24 protein-coding genes, 1 rRNA gene and 2 other annotated features are annotated in these 20,728 nt (G+C 44.6%); all 25 genes read right to left on the reverse strand.

Annotated features, from left to right (window positions below; all coding sequences use genetic code 11):
• Positions 1-149: 149 nt before the first annotated feature.
• The gene (locus tag ACWJJS_RS19245; protein WP_015388780.1) at positions 150-755 is read right to left on the reverse strand and encodes a class I SAM-dependent methyltransferase; all 606 of its coding nucleotides are present in this window, start codon (positions 753-755) and stop codon (positions 150-152) included.
• Positions 756-846: 91 nt separating this feature from the next.
• Positions 847-1,218: a 50S ribosomal protein L7/L12 gene (gene rplL / locus ACWJJS_RS19250; RefSeq protein WP_003156436.1), complete on the reverse strand. Its 372-nt coding sequence runs from the start codon at positions 1,216-1,218 to the stop codon at positions 847-849.
• 41 nt (positions 1,219-1,259) lie between these two features.
• On the reverse strand, positions 1,260-1,760 hold the full coding sequence (rplJ, locus tag ACWJJS_RS19255) for a 50S ribosomal protein L10 (protein ID WP_003156433.1): 501 nt from the start codon (positions 1,758-1,760) through the stop codon (positions 1,260-1,262).
• Between the two features lie 63 nt (positions 1,761-1,823).
• Positions 1,824-1,966, reverse strand: a sequence feature (ribosomal protein L10 leader region).
• Positions 1,967-2,014: 48 nt separating this feature from the next.
• Positions 2,015-2,713, reverse strand: coding sequence for a 50S ribosomal protein L1 (rplA, locus tag ACWJJS_RS19260; protein WP_003156431.1), 699 nt, complete (start codon positions 2,711-2,713; stop codon positions 2,015-2,017).
• A gap of 94 nt (positions 2,714-2,807) precedes the next feature.
• Positions 2,808-3,233 (reverse strand): 50S ribosomal protein L11, encoded by a 426-nt coding sequence (gene rplK / locus ACWJJS_RS19265; protein WP_003156430.1) that lies wholly within the window; start codon positions 3,231-3,233, stop codon positions 2,808-2,810.
• 167 nt (positions 3,234-3,400) lie between these two features.
• Entirely contained in the window at positions 3,401-3,934 is a 534-nt protein-coding gene (gene nusG / locus ACWJJS_RS19270) for a transcription termination/antitermination protein NusG (RefSeq protein WP_003156423.1), read from the reverse strand.
• Between the two features lie 164 nt (positions 3,935-4,098).
• Complete coding sequence (gene secE / locus ACWJJS_RS19275) at positions 4,099-4,278, reverse strand: preprotein translocase subunit SecE (RefSeq protein ID WP_003156422.1); 180 nt, start codon at positions 4,276-4,278, stop codon at positions 4,099-4,101.
• Positions 4,279-4,310: 32 nt separating this feature from the next.
• Positions 4,311-4,460 (reverse strand): 50S ribosomal protein L33, encoded by a 150-nt coding sequence (rpmG, locus tag ACWJJS_RS19280; protein WP_003156421.1) that lies wholly within the window; start codon positions 4,458-4,460, stop codon positions 4,311-4,313.
• Positions 4,461-4,545: 85 nt separating this feature from the next.
• The gene (gene sigH / locus ACWJJS_RS19285) at positions 4,546-5,202 is read right to left on the reverse strand and encodes an RNA polymerase sporulation sigma factor SigH (protein WP_003156415.1); all 657 of its coding nucleotides are present in this window, start codon (positions 5,200-5,202) and stop codon (positions 4,546-4,548) included.
• A 62-nt stretch (positions 5,203-5,264) separates the two neighbouring features.
• Entirely contained in the window at positions 5,265-5,777 is a 513-nt protein-coding gene (rae1, locus tag ACWJJS_RS19290) for a ribosome-dependent mRNA decay endonuclease Rae1/YacP (RefSeq protein WP_003156414.1), read from the reverse strand.
• Between the two features lie 6 nt (positions 5,778-5,783).
• A complete protein-coding gene (rlmB, locus tag ACWJJS_RS19295; protein WP_003156413.1) occupies positions 5,784-6,533 on the reverse strand; it encodes a 23S rRNA (guanosine(2251)-2'-O)-methyltransferase RlmB in 750 nt (249 codons plus the stop codon).
• On the reverse strand, positions 6,517-6,948 hold the full coding sequence (locus ACWJJS_RS19300; RefSeq protein ID WP_003156412.1) for a Mini-ribonuclease 3: 432 nt from the start codon (positions 6,946-6,948) through the stop codon (positions 6,517-6,519). The genes rlmB and ACWJJS_RS19300 overlap by 17 nt, the downstream gene beginning before the upstream one ends.
• A 4-nt stretch (positions 6,949-6,952) precedes the next feature.
• Positions 6,953-8,353, reverse strand: a complete 1,401-nt coding sequence (gene cysS, locus ACWJJS_RS19305; protein ID WP_032858170.1) for a cysteine--tRNA ligase — start codon at positions 8,351-8,353, stop codon at positions 6,953-6,955.
• Positions 8,350-9,003, reverse strand: coding sequence for a serine O-acetyltransferase (gene cysE, locus ACWJJS_RS19310; RefSeq protein ID WP_003156410.1), 654 nt, complete (start codon positions 9,001-9,003; stop codon positions 8,350-8,352). The genes cysS and cysE overlap by 4 nt, the downstream gene beginning before the upstream one ends.
• 74 nt (positions 9,004-9,077) lie before the next feature.
• Positions 9,078-9,311: a binding site (T-box leader), on the reverse strand.
• Positions 9,312-9,313: 2 nt separating this feature from the next.
• Positions 9,314-10,765, reverse strand: a complete 1,452-nt coding sequence (gene gltX / locus ACWJJS_RS19315; protein WP_015388783.1) for a glutamate--tRNA ligase — start codon at positions 10,763-10,765, stop codon at positions 9,314-9,316.
• A gap of 91 nt (positions 10,766-10,856) precedes the next feature.
• Positions 10,857-11,333 (reverse strand): 2-C-methyl-D-erythritol 2,4-cyclodiphosphate synthase, encoded by a 477-nt coding sequence (gene ispF / locus ACWJJS_RS19320; RefSeq protein WP_003156407.1) that lies wholly within the window; start codon positions 11,331-11,333, stop codon positions 10,857-10,859.
• Positions 11,326-12,024: a 2-C-methyl-D-erythritol 4-phosphate cytidylyltransferase gene (gene ispD, locus ACWJJS_RS19325; protein ID WP_454023825.1), complete on the reverse strand. Its 699-nt coding sequence runs from the start codon at positions 12,022-12,024 to the stop codon at positions 11,326-11,328. The genes ispF and ispD overlap by 8 nt, the downstream gene beginning before the upstream one ends.
• Positions 12,025-12,036: 12 nt before the next feature.
• On the reverse strand, positions 12,037-13,137 hold the full coding sequence (locus ACWJJS_RS19330) for a PIN/TRAM domain-containing protein (RefSeq protein WP_003156403.1): 1,101 nt from the start codon (positions 13,135-13,137) through the stop codon (positions 12,037-12,039).
• Between the two features lie 113 nt (positions 13,138-13,250).
• Positions 13,251-14,333 carry a DNA integrity scanning diadenylate cyclase DisA gene (gene disA, locus ACWJJS_RS19335; protein ID WP_454023826.1) on the reverse strand — a complete coding sequence of 361 codons (1,083 nt, stop codon included), beginning with the start codon at positions 14,331-14,333 and terminating at the stop codon, positions 13,251-13,253.
• 3 nt (positions 14,334-14,336) lie between these two features.
• Positions 14,337-15,716, reverse strand: a complete 1,380-nt coding sequence (gene radA / locus ACWJJS_RS19340) for a DNA repair protein RadA (protein ID WP_014304212.1) — start codon at positions 15,714-15,716, stop codon at positions 14,337-14,339.
• A gap of 93 nt (positions 15,717-15,809) precedes the next feature.
• The gene (gene clpC / locus ACWJJS_RS19345; RefSeq protein ID WP_007410388.1) at positions 15,810-18,242 is read right to left on the reverse strand and encodes an ATP-dependent protease ATP-binding subunit ClpC; all 2,433 of its coding nucleotides are present in this window, start codon (positions 18,240-18,242) and stop codon (positions 15,810-15,812) included.
• The gene (locus tag ACWJJS_RS19350) at positions 18,239-19,330 is read right to left on the reverse strand and encodes a protein arginine kinase (protein ID WP_003156398.1); all 1,092 of its coding nucleotides are present in this window, start codon (positions 19,328-19,330) and stop codon (positions 18,239-18,241) included. Before ACWJJS_RS19350 ends, clpC begins: the two co-directional genes overlap by 4 nt.
• Complete coding sequence (locus tag ACWJJS_RS19355) at positions 19,330-19,887, reverse strand: UvrB/UvrC motif-containing protein (RefSeq protein ID WP_003156397.1); 558 nt, start codon at positions 19,885-19,887, stop codon at positions 19,330-19,332. The genes ACWJJS_RS19350 and ACWJJS_RS19355 overlap by 1 nt, the downstream gene beginning before the upstream one ends.
• 13 nt (positions 19,888-19,900) lie before the next feature.
• Positions 19,901-20,365, reverse strand: a complete 465-nt coding sequence (gene ctsR / locus ACWJJS_RS19360) for a transcriptional regulator CtsR (protein WP_003156396.1) — start codon at positions 20,363-20,365, stop codon at positions 19,901-19,903.
• A 227-nt stretch (positions 20,366-20,592) separates the two neighbouring features.
• Positions 20,593-20,708, reverse strand: a 5S ribosomal RNA gene (rrf, locus tag ACWJJS_RS19365).
• Between the last annotated feature and the right edge of the window lie 20 nt (positions 20,709-20,728).

The raw sequence follows: 20,728 nt of genomic DNA on the forward strand, positions 1-20,728 counted from the left end.
AATTAAGAAAACCACATCCAAAAACAAATACCGATTTTATTAGCATTTCCATGTTTGTATAATTTATACATGCACTATGATTATTTGAGCATATCATGCAAAATATATACATTGGCATTTTACAATATTAACATAGCTGAAAATTCAAGTCAAACTTTTTTTGCTTTTATGATATAATAGCCTTTCTTTTTTTGAACCACAGAAACTTCGTCAAAAAGCTCCTTCAGTTTTTCAATGGCAGAAGGCCCGCCCTGTTTTTTCTGTATAACGATCCACAATTCACCTGAAGCCCTTAAATGCTCAGCGCTTTTTTCAAAAATGGCATGGACAACTTTTTTTCCGGCGCGGATTGGGGGGTTTGTAATAATAGAAGCAAATGTTTGAGCAGAATCAATATTTGAAAATAAATCACTCTGATAAATCCGAACGTTTTTTATTCCGTTTTTTTCTGCATTTTCATTTGACAGCTCTACGGCTCTTTCATTCACGTCAATCATGTGCACGGTCCGGTCTGTAAATGCACCGGCGAGCGACAGACCGATCGGGCCGTAACCGCAGCCTGCATCCAGGAAGTCACCATCGATCTCCGGCTCTTCAAACGCTTCAATTAAGACACGCGAACCGAAATCAACTTCCTTTTTCGAGAAAACGCCGCTGTCACTTGTGAATGTATAAGATCTGTTCCGCAGTGTAAATGACCATGTCTGTTTATCGCTTTTAACTGAAGGTTTTTCTGAATAATAGTGTTCACTCATTATTAGAACCTCCTTTTTTAATTGCACTTAAAGAAAAGCAAAGAAAAAGCCCGCCTCATAAAAGCGAGCTTCCCCTACAGGCAAGTGAAGATTACTTAACTTCTACAGAAGCGCCAACTTCTTCAAGTTTAGCTTTAAGCTCTTCAGCTTCTTCTTTCGCAATACCTTCTTTAAGTGGTTTTGGAGTGTTGTCAACAAGTTCTTTAGCTTCTTTCAAGCCAAGACCAGTGATTTCACGAACAACTTTGATAACTTTGATTTTCTGAGAACCTGCACCAGCAAGGATAAGGTCGAATTCGCTTTGCTCTTCAGCAGCGCCGCCAGCAGCAGCTCCGCCAGCTACAGCTACAGGAGCAGCAGCAGTTACGCCAAATTCTTCTTCGATTGCTTTTACTAGGTCGTTCAATTCAAGTACAGTTGCTTCTTTAACGGAAGCAATGATTTCTTCGATATTTAAAGCCATTTGAAATTCCTCCATTTGTTTTATTTTAGGGTAAAATCAGATTAAGCGCCTTGTTCTTCCTTTTGGTCTGCAACTGCTTTAGCCGCAAGTGCAAGGTTGCGAACTGGAGCTTGAAGTACGCTAAGCAACATAGAAAGTAAGCCATCGCGTGAAGGAAGTTCAGCAAGAGCTTTCACTTCTTCAACAGAAGATACTTTTCCTTCGATAACGCCCGCTTTGATTTCCAGAGCTTCGTGATTTTTCGCGAACTCGTTAAGAACTTTTGCCGGAGCGACAACATCTTCAGTACTGAATGCGATCGCATTCGGTCCAGTTAAGACATCATTCAAACCATCAAGTTCAGCTTGTTCAACCGCACGGCGAGTCATTGTGTTTTTGTACACTTTGAACTCTACGTTAGCTTCGCGAAGCTGTTTACGGAGTTCAGTTACTTCAGAAACGTTAAGTCCGCGGTAGTCAACGATGATCGTTGATTTGCTTTCTTTCAGTTTAGAAGCAATCTCTTCAACAACAACTTTTTTTGTATCAATTGCGCTGCTCATGGTTACACCTCCTGTAGATTTTGTGTAACACTTATACCGCTAGGTGATCACGACTGTGACGACGATTTCATATAAAAAGCCTCCATGTGGACATGGAGGCTGTATATACAAGCATACGTAACGTAATAGCTGTGATATATATACACCTCGGCAGGATATTAAGCCTCAACGGCCCCTGCTGTCTACGGTATAAATGACATATTATATTTTACAACATTTTGAATCATATCAGAATGCTGATCTAAAGTCAAATATTATTTTACGTTGAAAGTAGAAGCGTCTACTTTGACACCAGGGCCCATAGTAGAAGTAACGGCAACGTTTTTCACGTAAACACCTTTAGCCGCAGCCGGTTTTGCTTTCAGGATTGTATCATACATTGTTGTGAAGTTCTCAACAAGTTTTTCATCCTCGAAAGAAACTTTTCCGATCGGAACATGGATGTTACCAGCTTTGTCAACGCGGTATTCTACTTTACCAGCTTTGATTTCGCCGATTGCTTTTTCTACTTCGAATGTAACAGTTCCTGTTTTAGGGTTTGGCATAAGACCTTTTGGTCCAAGCACACGGCCGATTTTACCGACTTCACCCATCATGTCAGGAGTCGCAACGATTACATCGAATTCGAACCAGCCTTGCTGGATTTTCGCGATGTAATCAGAATCGCCGACGTAGTCTGCACCGGCAGCTTCAGCTTCTTTTGCTTTTTCGCCTTTAGCGAATACAAGCACGCGCTGAGTTTTACCAGTTCCGTTAGGAAGTACAACTGCACCGCGGATTTGCTGATCGTTTTTACGAGGGTCAACCCCTAAACGAAAAGCAACTTCAACTGTAGCGTCGAATTTAGCTGTGTTTGTTTTTTTAGTAAGCGCCACTGCTTCAGCGACGTCGTAAGCTTTCGCACGGTCTACAAGCTTCGCAGCTTCAACGTACTTTTTACCTTTTTTAGCCATTTTAAAATTTCCTCCTTATGTGGTTATAGCGGAATAACCTCCCACGAATAAGGGTTGCGAACTTGTGAAAACTCGCAACCCGACAAGAAACAAATTAATCCTCGATAACGATACCCATACTGCGGGCAGTACCTTCAACCATGCGCATTGCCGCTTCAACGTCTGCTGCGTTTAAGTCAGGCATTTTCGTTTCAGCGATTTCGCGAACCTTATCGCGCTTAACGGTTGCCACTTTATTACGGTTTGGTTCACCAGAACCAGACTCAATTCCAGCTGCTTTTTTAAGCAATACTGCAGCAGGCGGAGTTTTTGTAATAAATGTAAATGAACGGTCTTCGTAAACCGAAATTTCAACAGGAATGATTAAACCAGCTTGGTCAGCTGTACGAGCGTTAAACTCCTTACAGAATCCCATGATATTTACACCGGCTTGACCTAGTGCAGGTCCAACTGGCGGCGCTGGGTTAGCTTTTCCAGCAGGAATTTGCAATTTTACAACTTTTACTACTTTTTTAGCCACGAGACACACCTCCTTAAGTCCGTGATGTGGTAATAGGGTAAACCCTCCCACTCAAGGTTTCATTCTTTATATGAATGACGAAATATCAAGCTAGCTGCCTTGGATTAGTCCAAGACGTACCTTTGCTATATTATCATTAATATATAGCAATTTCAAGTTTTTTCACATTACAATTTGTCGATCTGGGTAAATTCCAGCTCAACCGGCGTTTCACGGCCGAACATGTTAACGAATACTTTCACTTTGCTCTTATCATAATCAATCTCTTCAATTGATCCTGTAAAGTTGGCGAAAGGTCCGTCTATGACTTTGACTGTCTCATTCAATTCAAAATCAATGTCGGTTTTCCGCTCATCCATGCCCATGCGTTTTAAGATGGTTTCCGCTTCGCCAGGAAGAAGCGGAGTCGGCTTTGAGCCTGAACCGGCTGATCCGACGAATCCGGTAACGCCCGGCGTGTTGCGGACCACATACCAGGAATCATCAGTCATGACGATTTCAACAAGCACATAACCCGGGAACACTTTCTTTTTGACTACTTTTTTCTTGCCGTTCTTAATATCAGTCTCTTCCTCTTCAGGGACGACAACGCGGAAAATTTTATCCTGCATTCCCATTGATTCCACACGTTTTTCAAGGTTCGCTTTTACTTTGTTTTCATAACCGGAATACGTATGAACAACATACCAATTCTTTTCCATTCTATCAGGACTCTGCAGTCCTTCCCTCCCCGCATTTAAAAATGAAGTGTAAAACAAAAAATAGGCTCAGAGCCTATGAATCCTTTTTTCAACACAATAAAAAACCCGCTGAACGGGTTTTGGCAAACGATATTATGATCTATTATAGCACGTATTGCTGATCATTATTCAACTATTAAACGAATTAATTGAGAAATTCCTGTATCAAGGAGGGCAAAAAAGATAACAAAAAAGATAACCGTTGAAATCACCGTGATCGTATAGCGCGTTAACTCTTTGCCTTTAGGCCAGCTAACCTTTTTCATTTCTTTCCCAACATCTTTAAAGAAACTCATCATGCGCATGTAAAAGACCTCCACAATTTAAAAAGCGAACACTATTTTGTTTCTAAATGAGCTGTATGTGAATTGCAAGTGCTGCAGTACTTCTTAACTTCTAACCGCTCAGCCGCTGATGCAGAGCTTTTCATTGTCGTATAATTACGATTTCCGCATGTTTTGCATGCCAGCGTAATCTTTTTTCTCATGTCGTTACACCTTTTCCTAAACAATCATTTATCTTAATAAAATAGCACAGTCAGAAAAATTCTGTCAATATGACACAGAAACCTGCTACAGACTGATTTCTCTTATTTCCAAATACTTTTCAAGCTTGCGCTTCACGCGCTGCAGGGCATTATCGATTGATTTTACGTGTCGGTTTAAGTCATCTGAAATTTCCTGGTAACTTCTTCCGTCCAAGTACAAAACAAGCACCTTTCTCTCCAGATCGCTCAGCAGTTCTCCCATTTTCATTTCGATGTCATCAAATTCTTCCTGATTAATAATCATCTCTTCAGGATTTAACGTTTTAGCGCCTGAAATGACATCAAGCAGTGTTCTGTCAGATTCTTCATCAAAAATAGGTTTGTCTAAAGAAACATAGGAATTTAAAGGAATGTGTTTCTGACGGGTAGCTGTCTTTATTGCGGTAATAATCTGGCGGGTAATGCATAATTCTGCAAAAGCTTTAAATGAAGTAAGCTTGTCCTCTCTAAAGTCTCGGATAGACTTATATAAGCCTATCATCCCTTCCTGTACAATATCTTCTCTGTCGGCCCCTATTAAAAAATAAGACCTTGCTTTCGCCCGTACAAAATTACGGTACTTCGTAATCAAGTAATCTAACGCATCACTATCCCCAACATGAACCTTTTCAATGACCTGCTCGTCCTCCAACTGGCAAAATTGCACTTTGTTGAACTTTCCCTTGCTGTTCTGTAGATTCACTGCGATCCCCCCGGCGCACGTAGATAGAAATATTATACATTAATGGGCGAAAAAGCGTCAACCTAATCCAGACCGCCTCGGCGCCACTTTTCAAACGTTTTCAAAACCTCTTCGGACAGCTCGATTTTACCCGGTGGTTTTTCAGAAGTGATCTTTGAAACCCGCCTTTGAATCCGCCGTTCTATCGTATCCACTTCCCTCAGAAGCTCCCGGGCGGATTTACGGAGAGCCCCTTGTCCGAAAATCGCCCACTGCTCCGTATAATCGGAGGTTGCGACATGAATCTGTGTCGCAATATTATTCAGCGCCTGGGCAAGTTTCTCGATCCGCTCATCCGCCGTCTCATTCTCCCGTGTAAAAATCACTTCGACTCTGTGATTCGTTTGTTTTTTCTCTATGCCTTTTACCAGATGTGCGTCAAACACCACAATGACTCTGATTCCCGTGTAGGACTGATATTCCGCCATCTTCTGGATCAGTACATCTCTCGCTTCTTCAAAACTGTTCGCTTTTAAATCCTTTAGCTGCGGCCAAGCTCCAATCATGTTGTATCCGTCTACTAACAGGATGTCCATCTGTCTTCATTCCCCTAAAGGATTGCGCTTCCGGTAGACTTCATACATGAGAAGGCCGGCCGCTACCGACGCATTCAGAGACGTGACTTTTCCGGCCATCGGAAGTTTAATGAGAAAATCACATTTCTCTTTCACAAGCCGGCCCATTCCTCTGCCTTCGCTTCCGATAACGAGCGCCAAAGGCATCTTGCCGTCCATAGAGCGGTAATCTTCCCGGGCGGATGCATCCGTTCCGACGACCCAAATCCCCCGCTCCTTCATTTCATCAAGTGTCCGGGCAAGGTTGGTCACCTTCACGACGGGAATGTGTTCAATCGCACCGGTCGAAGCTTTTGCGACCGTCGACGTCAGTCCGACCGCTCTGCGTTTCGGAATCACAATGCCGTGTGCACCGACAGCGTCAGCCGTTCTCATGATGGAACCGAGATTATGAGGGTCTTCCAGCTCGTCCAATATGAGAAAGAAAGGCTGTTCGTTTCTCTCTTCCGCTCTTTTATATAATTCGTCTAATTGTGCATATTCATATGCCGCCACCTGGGCGACAACACCCTGATGCTGCCCCTCCACCATCTGATCGAGTTTTTTCCTCGGTACAAATTGAATGGTGACGCCGCGCTTTTTAGCAAGCTCCATAACTTGCTGCGCCTGTCCTTTTACTGTGTTTTCCGCCATCCATAACTTATACAGCTTGCGATCTGACTTTAACGTCTCAATCACAGCGTTTTTTCCTATGACGTAATCATGTTGCTGACTCATTTGTTTTCCTCCCTGACGTCCCGACTTGTATAGCCTCAGCAATCAGCTGATTCAGTCTTTCTTCTCTTTTCTCAAGAAAAAGGTATCCGAGTAAAGCCTCAAAAGCTGTACTATGGCGGTACGTCTGTACATCTGTGTTTTTAGGCGTCGTCCCTGATTTCGCGTTTCTGCCTCTTCTCAGCACGGCTTCCTCTTCCTCCGTGAAAAAGGATTCGTCCTGAAGGCGGAACAATATGTCTGCCTGTGATTTTGCCGATACAATCCGGCTCGCCTTCTTATGAAGGTCATTCGGTTTCGTAAAGCCCTGCTTAAGCAGGTGATGCCGGACGTATATTTCAAAAATGGCATCACCCATATAAGCGAGCGCAAGACCGTTTAACTGCTTTGAATCTTTGATTTGTTCAAATTGAAGCATCCGCTTATTCTCCCCGCTTCCAGCGAGTTCCCTGGGCCGTATCTTCAAGAATGATATTCATGCTTTTCAGCTGATCGCGAATCTGGTCTGACAAAGCGAAATCGCGATTGCGGCGGGCTTCATTTCTCTTCTCAATCAACTCTTCAATCTCTTCGTCGACAAGCTCTTCTTCGCCGAGCGTAAGTCCGAGAACAGATCCGATTCTGTCAAACATGCTGATAAAGGCTTTAATGACGTGATCCGCCGTATTGTCTTCCTGCATGTAGTAATTGGCGAGCTTCGCCAGATCAAACCAAACGGAAATCGCATTCGCCGTATTAAAATCATCATCCATTGCTTCTTCAAACGAAGCGCGGTGCTCTTCGATTTTAGCGAGCCATTCCTCATCATTGTCAGTCAGATTCGTGCTGCTAATCAAACGATGGTTTAAATTACTGTATGCCGTCTTCAGGCGGTTAAACGCGTTTTTTGTTTTCTCAAGCAGCTCTTCCGAATAGTTGATCGGGTGGCGGTAATGAACGGACAGCATGAAAAATCTCAAAAGCTGCGGGTCATATTGCTTAATGATATCGTGCACCAAAACAAAGTTGCCGAGCGATTTTGACATTTTCTCATTATCGATATTGATATATCCGTTGTGAAGCCAGTATTTTGCGAATGTCTTGCCTGTTAATGCTTCAGATTGCGCGATTTCGTTTTCATGGTGCGGGAATGTCAGGTCCTGACCGCCGGCGTGAATATCGATTTCGTCACCCAAATACTTTTTCACCATTGCGGAGCATTCAATATGCCAGCCCGGGCGGCCTTTTCCCCAAGGGCTATCCCATGAAATTTCTCCGTCCTTAGCAGCTTTCCAAAGCGCAAAGTCCAGCGCATCCTCTTTCTTCTCGCCGACACGGATACGCGCGCCTGATCTGAGTTCATCAATGGATTGCTGAGATAGCTTGCCGTAGCCTTCGAAGGCCCTTGTTTTGAAATAGACGTCGCCTTCTGATTCATAAGCGTAGCCTTTTTTAATCAGCTCGCTGACAAATTCAATAATGGCGTCCATGTTTTCCATGACCCGGGGGTGAAGATCCGCTTTCCGGCATCCGAGGGCGCCCACGTCTTCAAAATACGCTTTAATGAACCGTTCAGAAACGGTCGGGACGTCCTCGCCGAGCTCGTTGGCCGCCTTAATCAGTTTGTCGTCAACATCGGTGAAATTCGATACGTATTGAACATCGTATCCTTTATACTCCAAATAGTTGCGTACGGTATCATACACAATCGCCGGACGGGCGTTCCCGATATGAATATAGTTGTATACAGTCGGTCCGCACACGTACATTTTTACTTTGCCTTCCTCAAGAGGAACGAATGTTTCTTTTTTCCGTGTCAATGTATTATAAAGTGTAATGGTCATTTTTGGTTGATCCTTTCTTTTTTATCTTCCAGTTCAGCCTGCAGTTCAAAAATCTGCTGCTCCAATGCTCTAAACCGGTCAGCAACCGGATCGGGCAAGTCTTGGTGATTGAGATCGCGTTTGATTTTTCTTCCGTTCTGAATGACGACTTTCCCCGGTATGCCGACAACGGTCGAAAAGTCGGGAACATCACGAAGCACAACGGAGCCGGCCCCTACTTTAGAACCCTGCCCGACCGTAATAGAGCCGAGCACCTTCGCTCCGGTTGCAATTAAAGCATCATCTTTTATGGTCGGATGCCGCTTTCCCTTTTCTTTTCCCGTCCCACCAAGAGTGACACCTTGGAATACCGTCACGTTATTGCCGATTTCACATGTTTCCCCTATGACGACCCCCATACCGTGATCAATGAAAAACCTTCTCCCGATGGTCGCGCCGGGATGGATTTCAATTCCGGTAAAGAAACGGGCAATCTGTGATATCAGGCGCGCCAGGAAGAAAAATCTCCGTTTATATAAAGCATGTGCAATCCGATGCGCCCATATAGCATGTAAACCAGAATAAGTTAAAACAACTTCGAAATAGCTTCTTGCTGCCGGATCTTGATCGAACACTGTATCTATGTCTTCTTTTAGCATTTTAAAAAACACATGCTTCCCCCCATTCTCTCCCCGCTCCAGTCTGTTTTTCCGCCTATAAAAAAAGCGCCTCTGCATGTAAACATGACAGAGACGCTTTTACCGCGCGGTTCCACTCTGTTTGAAAAACAAGTCACTGTTTTCCCAACTTAAAAGCCGGTAACGGCGGCGGCCGCCTTTAAATACTGATTTCCGCAGAAATGTTCTTCAAAGGTCTTAAGGGCGCACTTCTAAAACATGACGCATGAATCTCTCTCAGCCGATGAAGATTCTTTCTGTAATGGTCATTGTTTTATACTCTTCCCTGTCAACAATCGTATATTTAAATGCTTTTCAGGCGTCTGACGGCTGTTTCTCTGCCGATCAGCTCAATGGCCTGCGGAAGCTCCGGACCGTGTGTCTGACCGGTAACCGCTACACGAATCGGCATGAACAGCTTTTTGCCTTTATGGCCTGTTTCTTTCTGAACAGCTTTGATTGAGGCTTTGATCAGCTCAGGCGTAAATTCTTCAAGCTCTTCAAGCTTCGCAGCAAATACGCTGAGCACTTCAGGCACCTGTTCTTCTTCCAGAACGGCTTTTGCCTCTTGATTATACTCGATCTCATCTTTAAAGAACAAATCAGTCAGCTCGACAATTTCAGCGCCGTAGCTCAATTGCTCATGGTAAAGAGAGATTAATTTACGAACCCATTCCTGTTCTTCGGCAGAAAGCTCAGTGCCGACTTTTCCTGCTTTTTGCAGGTGCGGCAGGGTCAGCTCAACCACTTGATCAAGATCCAGCGCTTTGACGTATTGGTTGTTGACCCATTTCAGTTTATGCATATCAAACAGAGCCGGTGACTTAGACAAACGATTTACATCAAAAATTTCAATGAATTGTTCTCTTGTGAAAAGCTCTTCTTCACCGACGGGAGACCAGCCGAGAAGTCCGATAAAGTTAAACAGCGCTTCAGGCAGGTAACCCAGCTCATCATACTGCTCAATAAACTGGATAATTGATTCATCACGTTTACTTAATTTTTTGCGGCTTTCGTTTACGATAAGCGTCATATGTCCGAAGACAGGAATATCCCAGCCGAATGCCTGGAAAATCATGATCTGTTTCGGTGTATTTGAAATGTGATCCTCACCGCGGAGCACGTGCGTCATTTTCATTAAGTAATCGTCAATCGCGACAGCAAAGTTATACGTCGGTGTTCCGTCTTTTTTGACGATGACAAAGTCGCCGATGCCGTCTGATTCAAAAGAAATCTCGCCTTTTACGATATCGTTAAATGCGATGATTTTCCCTTCCGGCACGCGGAAACGGATGCTCGGCTGTCTGCCTTCGGCTAAAAACTGCTCCTGCTCTTCCTGAGTCAGGTTTCTGTGTTTGCCGGAATAGCGCGGCATTTCCCCGCGGGCGATTTGCTCTTCACGTTCTTTCTCAAGTTCTTCTTCCGTACAGAAACATTTATAAGCTAGCCCTTTTTCAAGAAGCTCTTCATAGTACTCTTTGTAAATGTCGTTACGCTCAGACTGGCGGTACGGGCCGTATTCTCCGCCGACATCCACACTTTCATCCCAGTCCATGCCGAGCCATTTCAAATAGTTGAGCTGGCTTTGCTCTCCGCCTTCAATATTTCGCTTTTTGTCCGTATCCTCAATCCGGATAATAAACTTTCCGCCTTGGCTGCGGGCAAATAAATAGTTAAAAAGCGCCGTTCTGGCGTTACCGATATGCAAATGTCCGGTCGGACTCGGTGCATAACGAACGCGTACTTCATTTCCCATGTTCAAATACTTCCTTTCATCTCGTCTGTAGCCTCTAGCCGAATATATGTATCTATTCTACCACCAAATAGACCCGGCATCAAAACAATGATCAGGCTTTTTGAATCAGAACGGTTGCCTGAGCGGCAATTCCTTCGGCTCTTCCGGTAAACCCGAGCTTTTCAGTCGTCGTCGCTTTTACGTTTACTTGAGAGACGTCCGCCTCAAGGCCTTCCGCTATCCGTTTTCTCATAGCATCAATATGCGGCGCCATTTTCGGCTTTTGCGCAATAATCGTGCAGTCTATATTTCCGAGTACGTACCCTTTTTCTTTTACAATGTTCCAGACATGCTGAAGCAGCTTAAAAGAATCCGCATCCTTGAATTCCGGATCAGTATCCGGGAAATGTTTGCCGATATCTCCTTCACCTGCCGCTCCGAGACACGCGTCTGCGACTGTATGCAGCAATACATCAGCATCTGAATGTCCGAGCAGCCCCTTTTCATAAGGAATTTCAATTCCGCCGATGATGAGCGGACGGCCTTCCGTTAATTGATGCACATCAAATCCTTGTCCGATTCTAAACATTATGATTCCCACTTTCCGCTTTCATGATTGCTTCCGCAAATATCAGGTCATCCGGCGTTGTCAGCTTAATATTGGTATAGCTGCCTTCAACGATACTCACCTGATATCCATCAAGACGCTCGACGAGGCTGGCGTCATCCGTACCTAAGAAGCCTTTGTTTTCCGCTTCCATATGCGCCGTCTTCAATAAAGAAAGACGAAAAGCTTGCGGCGTTTGAACGGCCCACAAGCTTGAACGGTCAAAGGTCTCCGCAACCCGGGAGCCTTCCGCCCGTTTTATCGTGTCTTTCACAGGAACAGCCAGGACAGCCGCTCCCGCCTTCTCTGCTGTTTCAACGAGCTTATCGATATGCTGATGTGTGACAAACGGGCGCGCTCCGTCATGAACAAGGACGACCGATTCCTTATCAATCACTTTCAGTCCTTCGTATACACTGTGCTGACGCTCCGCACCTCCGGTAACAAGCTCAATTTCCGTCTGAATCGGAAATTGGGCCAGCAGCTGGCGAAAATCTTCCCGTTCACTCTCATTTATCACCAGGATTATTTTCTGACAGGGTGCGTGGCTTTCAAAAACCCGCAGTGTGTGCATAATAACAGGCGCACCTTTTAAGCTGATGAACAGCTTATTTTTCCCGGCCTTCATCCTTTTTCCTTGTCCGGCAGCCGGAATAACGACAACATACTCCATATGAACTCCCTCTTAAAGAGCTTTCTCAAGCAGCTTGGGCTTGGCAAAAATCATTCGTCCCGCCGCTGTCTGCAGTACGCTGGTTACGAGCACATCAATATGTTTCCCTATATAATTGCGGCCTTCTTCCACAACAATCATCGTGCCGTCATCCAAGTAAGCCACACCTTGATTATGCTCTTTCCCGTCCTTAATCACCTGCACATTCATCTCTTCGCCCGGAAGCACAACCGGCTTCACCGCGTTTGCAAGGTCATTAATATTCAGTACCGCAACCTTTTGAAGCTCGCATACTTTATTTAAATTAAAATCATTCGTCACAACGACACCGGATGTCAGCTTCGCAAGTTTGACAAGCTTGCTGTCAACCTCCTGAATGTCTTCGAAGTCGCCTTCATAAATTTCAACCGTAATATCCAGTTCCTTTTGAATGCGATTCAAGATATCCAGTCCGCGGCGTCCTCTGTTACGTTTTAAAACATCTGAAGAATCAGCGATATGCTGTAATTCCTCCAGCACAAATTGAGGAATGACAATGACGCCTTCTAAAAAGCCCGTCTGACAAATATCCGCAATTCTCCCATCAATAATAACACTTGTATCCAAGATTTTCAGCCTTTTATCCTGTTCTTCCTGCTCCTCATCAGCACTTCCCTTTTTCTTCTGCATTCTGGCAGAAATGGAGAAAAGACTGATCAGTTCATCCTTTTTCTTAAATCCGACTTGGAAGCCCAGATAACCGAGAAAGAAAGCCAGAAAGACCGGAATGATGGTGCTGAATATACGGTACGGAATATTGTCCAGCGGAATCACGTTTACAATGAGATATGCGATGATAAGTCCAAAAACCAATCCGAGACTCCCGAATAACAGATCCGGCACCGGAGCTCTCAGCAAAGAATCTTCAATCCATTTTACCCAATTAATCACATATTCTGTCGTCCATATACTGATGAGAAAAAAGATAATAGCACCAATTGCAGCAGACGTATATGCGTTTGTTATTAAAGGTATGTCCTGTATATTTGACAGCACAAACAATTCAGGTATTAAAAAGATACCGACAACGCCGCCCACAATAATGAAGAACGCCTGAACTATTCGTTTTAACATACCTCCACCTCCTTTTAAGTAGCATTTTTTCAGCAGACTGTCAGAGCCTACAAATTCAGAATAAACAAAAACTAACAATAATATACCCGGATTCCGACAGGTTTAAGCGATACTTAAAGCTGTCTATCTATATAGTGTTTTTCCTGAAGGCGTTTTAAGCCTTTTTTGATTTTTTGGGCGCGCACTTCGCCGATACCCTCGACATCATCAAGCTCTTCTACAGTGGCTTCCGTTATGCTTGGCAAAAACCCGAACGCCCCAACCACATTTTCAACAATCGGCATCGGCAGACGCGGAATTTTGTTCAGCAGCCTGTAGCCTCTCGGGAGCACATAATCATCAAGATTCGTAGAAGCCGGATATCCAAGCAGTTTAAACAGAATGGAATCATCAAGCAGATCATAGCTGGACATATCCTGAAGCTCTTTTAACAGCACGAACGGATCTTTGATTTTTTCTTTGACATAGTCTTTGATGAAAAGTGCCGCCTCTTCTTCCATGTCCGTAATCAGTTCAATCACCTGCAGACGGATTAAGTGGCCTTCCGTTCCGAGTTCTTTAATATACATATTGATTTCATTTTTTATTCGGAGCACCATTTCATACCGATGCATGACAGACAGCACGTCACTGAATGTCACAAGCTCCTCAAACTCTAATGCGTTTAAAGCCGTAATCGTTTTGTCTAAAATGGTTTTATACTTCTCGAGCGTTTGAATGGCCTGATTTGCCTTTGTTAAAATAAAACCTATGTCCTTTAGTGTGTACTTCATGCTGTCCTGATATAACGTAATGACATTTCTTCGCTCAGAAATGGCGATGACGAGACAGCCGGTCTGCTTCGCCACCCGTTCCGCCGTACGGTGCCTCATTCCCGTTTCTGAAGAAGAAATGGTCGCCTCCGGCATAAGCTGCGTATTCGCATAAAGAATTTTCTGGCCGGAATCACTTAAAATAATGGCACCGTCCATTTTGGCCAGCTCGTATAAGTGAGCGGGCGCAAATGATGTATTAATATGAAAACCGCCATCCACGACTTGCTTTACCTTATCATTGTATCCGACAACAATCAGGCCGCCTGTATTTGCCCGAAGTACATTCTCTATCCCGGCTCTGAGCGGGGTGCCCGGTGCAACGAACTGCAGAATTGCAGACAGGTCAAGCTCTTGTTTCGCCCCTTTTTTCTCTTTTTCCATCTATTATGATCCTCCTAATGAAGTACGAAGCGCTTCAGCAACATTTGCTACTCCGACAACCTCAATCCCTTTTGGTATTGTCCACCCGTCTGCATTCGCCTCAGGTATGATCATGCGCTTGAAGCCGAGTTTCGCCGCTTCTTTTACGCGCTGTTCGATTCTTGACACCCTGCGGACTTCTCCTGTCAGTCCCACTTCACCGATAAAGCAATCTGCGGGATTCGGCGGTGTATCTCTGAAGCTTGAGGCAATGCTGACGGCTACTGCCAAATCAATCGCCGGTTCATCCAGTTTGACCCCGCCGGCGACTTTTAAATATGCATCTTGATTTTGAAGCAAAAGACCCACCCGCTTCTCAAGCACAGCCATAATTAACGATACCCTGTTGTGGTCAATGCCTGTAGCCATGCGGCGCGGGTTTCCAAAACTGGTCGGTGATATGAGCGCCTGGATTTCAACCAGAATCGGTCTCGTTCCTTCCATTGATGCAACGATACTCGAACCCGATGCCCCGGCAGAACGCTCTTCCAAGAAAATTTCAGAAGGGTTGAGCACTTCCGTAAGCCCCTCTTCCCGCATTTCAAAGATGCCCATTTCATTTGTTGAGCCGAACCGGTTTTTTACAGCCCGCAAAATACGGAATGTATGGTGCCGCTCTCCTTCAAAGTATAGAACGGTATCGACCATGTGCTCAAGCAATCTCGGCCCTGCGATCGATCCTTCTTTTGTGACGTGTCCGACGATAAAAATAGGTATGCCGTTTGTTTTCGCGATTTTCATCAATTCGGCCGTACACTCTCTTACTTGCGATACACTGCCGGGAGCTGAGGTGATATCACTTTGGTAAACGGTCTGAATGGAGTCTACGACAACAAATGCGGGTTTCATCTCTTGTATAGCAGACGAAATATACTCCATATCGGTTTCAGATAAAACATGTAACATTTGGCTGTTGATTCCAAGTCTGTCGGCGCGCAGCTTCGTTTGCTTCACGGATTCCTCCCCTGAAATGTAAAGCACGCTGCCGGCCGTATCTGCTAATTGTGCGGATACTTGGAGAAGGAGCGTTGATTTTCCGATCCCGGGATCGCCGCCGATCAATACTAACGAGCCTTTCACAACGCCGCCGCCAAGCACTCTGTTGAATTCTTCGAGCTTTGTTTGAACGCGGGGTTCTTCTGATGTTTCAATTGATGTAATGGGTGATGGTTTCTGGACGGTTTGAACGGAGTGGGAGAAAGCCGCCCGCCGATTCGCCGGCGCTTTTTTTATGGTTTCTTCCACCATTGTATTCCAAGCCCCGCAGCCCGGGCACTTTCCCATCCACTTTGCGGATTCATAACCGCATGAGTGGCAGATGAATTTTGTTTTTGATTTAGCCATATATGTTGTAAGACCTCTTCCTTATCGAATATTTCTCTATATAACAAAGTGAGGCATACACTCGCTTACGTATGCCTCATGTTTGTCACTATATTAGTTCGTTTTAGCAGTTGTTTTTACGACAAATTCGCCGTCCTCAACATCAAGAACAATGTGCTGGCCTTTATCAATATTGCCTCTGAGAAGTTCTTCTGATAACCGGTCCTCCACATGCTTTTGAATCGCTCTTCTTAACGGACGTGCGCCGTATTCCAAATCGACGCCCTCTTCTGCTACTTTTGCTTTGGCAGCATCCGTCAGCTCGATAGAGAGATCTTGTTCTTTCAGACGTTTTGTTAACTGATCAGACATAAGCGACACGATGTCTGTAAGATGTTTTTTCTCAAGGGAGTGGAAGACGATAATTTCGTCAATCCGGTTGATAAACTCAGGTCTGAAGGCACGCTTCAGCTCTCCCATGACTTTGTCTTTCATGTCTTTATGGTTTTGTGATTCATCCTGGACATTGAAGCCCACATATTTGTTGCGCTTCAGCTCGCTCGCCCCGACGTTTGACGTCATAATCAGGATCGTGTTGCGGAAATCCACAGTGCGTCCTTTTGAATCAGTCAAGCGTCCGTCTTCAAGCACTTGCAGGAGAATGTTAAACACATCAGGGTGCGCTTTTTCAATTTCATCAAGCAATACGACAGAGTAAGGTTTTCTTCTCACTTTTTCTGTCAGCTGGCCGCCTTCATCATAGCCGACATATCCCGGAGGAGAACCGACAAGACGTGAAGTCGAGTGTTTCTCCATGTATTCGGACATATCCACTCTGATCATCGCTTCCTCATCACCGAAAATGGATTCCGCCAGCGCTCTTGCCAGCTCTGTCTTCCCAACGCCTGTAGGGCCTAAGAAGATGAATGAACCAATCGGACGTTTCGGGTCCTTCAGTCCGGCTCTTGCACGTCTGACAGCCTTTGCCACGGCTACAACGGCTTCATCCTGGCCGATGACGCGGGAATGCAGAATGCTTTCCATATTGAGAAGCTTATCTGTTTCCGTTTGGGCAATTTTAGATACGGGCACCCCGGTCCAGCTGGATACAACCATCGCGATATCCTCTACAGAAACTTCGGAGTTCTCCTGGCCTTGTTTTTCTTTCCAGGTTTTTTTCGTGTCTTCCACCTGTTCTCTCAGGCGCTGCTCCGTATCACGAAGGGAAGCCGCTTTTTCAAACTCCTGGCTCTGAACGGCAGCGTCTTTTTCCTTGCGAACTTCATCGAGTTTCTGCTCAAGCTCTTTTAAGTTCGGAGGCGTTGTGAAAGAACGGAGACGCACTTTTGAACCGGCTTCATCAATTAAATCGATCGCTTTATCCGGAAGGAAGCGGTCAGAAATATAACGGTCGGACAATTTAACCGCGGCTTCGATCGCTTCATCGGTAATGGATACGCGGTGATGCGCTTCATAGCGGTCACGGAGCCCTTTTAAAATTTGAATGCTTTCATCGGCTGACGGCTGATCCACCTGAATCGGCTGGAAACGGCGCTCGAGAGCCGCGTCTTTTTCGATATATTTACGGTATTCATCAAGCGTTGTGGCACCGATGCATTGAAGCTCTCCGCGGGCCAGTGAAGGTTTTAAGATATTCGATGCATCAATCGCACCTTCTGCTCCCCCCGCTCCGATCAGTGTATGCAGTTCGTCAATGAATAAAATAATATTGCCGGCCTGACGTATTTCATCCATTACTTTTTTCAAGCGGTCTTCAAATTCTCCGCGGTATTTCGTACCGGCTACAACCGTACCCATGTCTAATGTCATTACGCGTTTATCACGTAATATTTCCGGCACTTCATTATTGATGATCTGCTGTGCAAGGCCTTCAGCAATCGCAGTTTTACCTACACCCGGTTCTCCGATAAGAACGGGATTATTTTTCGTTCTGCGGCTTAATACCTCAATAACACGCTGAATTTCTTTGCTTCGCCCGATAACCGGATCAAGACTGTCTTCCTTCGCAATCGCAGTTAAATCACGCGCCAGACTGTCAAGCGTCGGCGTGTTTGCATTGCTGTTGGTACCGGATGCAGAAGATCCCGTCTCATTGCTTCCCAGAAGCTGCAGCACTTGCTGTCTCGCTTTATTCAAGCTGACACCGAGATTATTCAGAACTCTCGCCGCCACGCCTTCTCCTTCACGAATCAATCCGAGAAGTATGTGTTCTGTTCCCACATAAGAATGTCCTAGCTTTCTGGCTTCATCCATGCTGAGCTCAATGACTTTTTTTGCTCTTGGCGTATAATGAATGGTTTGAGACATTTCCTGTCCCCGTCCGATTAAGCTCTCCACTTCTTTCTGAATTTTATCCGAACCGAGTCCGAGTGCTTGGAGCGCTTTAGCCGCAATCCCTTCTCCTTCACGAACCAGACCTAATAAGATATGTTCAGTTCCAATATTGTTATGGCCTAAGCGCAGTGCTTCCTCCTGTGCCAGTGCCAATACCTTTTGAGCTCGCTCTGTAAACCTTCCAAACATCATATCGAATCATCCTCCTGTCTATTTGCACTCATTTCTAAATGCAGCCTTTCCCTGATAAGCGCCGCTCTTCTCGCGTCTCTTTCGTTCGGCCGTAATGCACCGCCCGAATATTGCTGGAGAAAACCCGGCTGTGTCAAAATCATCAGTTCATTAAGTATATTGCTTGATAGCCCTTTAATGATCCCCAGATCTATCCCCAGCCGAACGTCAGAAAGGCATTTCGCCGTTTCCTTTGATTCAATCATACGGCAGTTGGATAAAACGCCGTAAGATCTGAATACCCGGTCCTCCAATTCAATTTTCGAGGTTTGGTAAAGCGCTTCTCGGGCTGAACGTTCCTGCTCAATCAGCTGGGCAGCCACACTGTTTAAATCATCTACAATGTCCTGTTCTGATTTTCCGAGTGTGATTTGATTTGAAATTTGAAAGATATTTCCTAATGCTTCGCTGCCTTCACCGTAAATTCCTCTAACAACTAAGCCTAATTGGTTAATTGCCGGTATAATTCGATTCATTTGCCTAGTTAATACAAGGCCCGGCAAATGCATCATGACTGAAGCCCTTAGTCCCGTCCCTACATTTGTAGGACAGCTTGTTAAGTACCCTCTCTTCTCTCCAAAGGCGTAATCCACTTTCTCCTCAATCCAGTCATCGACCTGGTTTGCCGCTTTTATGGCATTGAGAAGCTGGAAGCCGGGGAAGAGGCATTGAATTCTGATATGATCTTCTTCATTTAACATAATGCTGACTTCTTCATTTTCAGAAAGCAGACAGCCGCCAAAAGGAGATTCCGTTAAATTCGGGCTGATCAGATGTTTCTCCATCAGCACCCGTTTTTCCAAAGGCTGAGCTTCACTCATTCTGATTAAATGAAATTGACCGATATCAGGCAGTTCCTTACCTGAAAAATGATCTTCGAATTGCTGAATGATGGATGAGGCTTCTTCATTCGTATACCGGGCGGGAAACTTTATATTTTCAAAGTTTCGGGCCAACCGTATACGGCTGCTGAGTACAATGTCACTTTCAGGTCCCTTTTGCTTCATCCAATTGCTTAGTGCGTCCTGAATAAAATGCTTGAGCGACATTACCCTTGTTCCCCCTCACTGTCTGTACTTTTTAATTCCTGCTCTAACGATCGGATCTGATCCCTGACCTCCGCTGCTCTTTCAAACTCTTCGTGGTGTATTAAAGATTCAAGTTCTTTTTTTAACATTTCCATTTGCCGTCTTACATGCAGGTTTCCGCCTATTCGTTTTGGAATTTTCCCGGCATGCACCGTATTCCCGCTGTGAACTTTTCGCAAGATCGGCGTAATTTGGCTGTAGAACGTATCGTAACATTCCGCACAGCCGAAACGCCCTGTTTTTCTCAGCTGCTGAAACGTCATACCGCATTTCTTACAAGCTGTGCCTTGCTCTGAGTAGCCGAACATTTGAGAACCGGTGTTTTGAAATGAGGACTCCATATTCAGCAGCCCTGATAATAAATTATGAATCGAGAACCCTTGGTTTCCACTTATACTGTATGAATCGCTATTTTCTTTTGCACATTGTTCACAAATATGAACTTCTTGCTTTTCTCCATTAACAACTTTCGTAAAGTGAAAAGTGGCCGGTCTCTCATTGCATTCTTGACAAATCAATCTTTTCACCCGCTTACTTTAGTTTTAAAGATGTGAGCATTGCTTTCATCATTCTGGCTCTTAGTTCATCCCGTTCGGGCAAATCAATATATAGAACTGAACGATCCATTACACTCACCATCATTTTAGCTTCTCTTTCCGAAATAACTCCGTCCTCTAACAGTCTGAGAATAATGTCATCAGAGGCTGCCTGGGACAAGTGGGTATGGATCTGCGAAATAATATTATTGATGAGGACGACTTCGTTATTCATTTTAATTTTGATAATACGAATATAACCGCCGCCTCCCCGTTTACTTTCAACAATATATCCTCTTTCACTTGTAAATCTGGTGTTGATGACATAATTTATTTGGGAAGGAACACATTGAAATTTATCAGCGATTTCACTGCGTTTGATCTCTAAAATTTCTTTGCCATTTTGATCTAATACTTGTTTCAAGTACTGTTCAATGATGTCAGAAATATTATGTCCCACTCAACCCCCTCCTTTATTGACTTTGACTATATTTGACTTTAATCTTACTATAAGGTGTTTCGCAAAATTTTTCAACTGTATCGCTCTATCTCTATTATTTCCACTTTGCACAAGCATAAAACCTGCTTTTGCAAAAAGGCATATCGTTACGTTTCTCATATTATATAACGTATGCAGAAAAACACAAAAAAGGCAGCTCATGATGAGCTGCCTTTACCGTAATAATAGCTTGGCGGCGTCCTACTCTCACAGGGGGAAACCCCCGACTACCATCGGCGCTGAAGAGCTTAACTTCCGTGTTCGGCATGGGAACGGGTGTGACCTCTTCGCTATCGCCACCAAACCATTGAGAGTGTTCTCTCA

This window comes from Bacillus sp. JK106 (genome assembly GCF_053663355.1).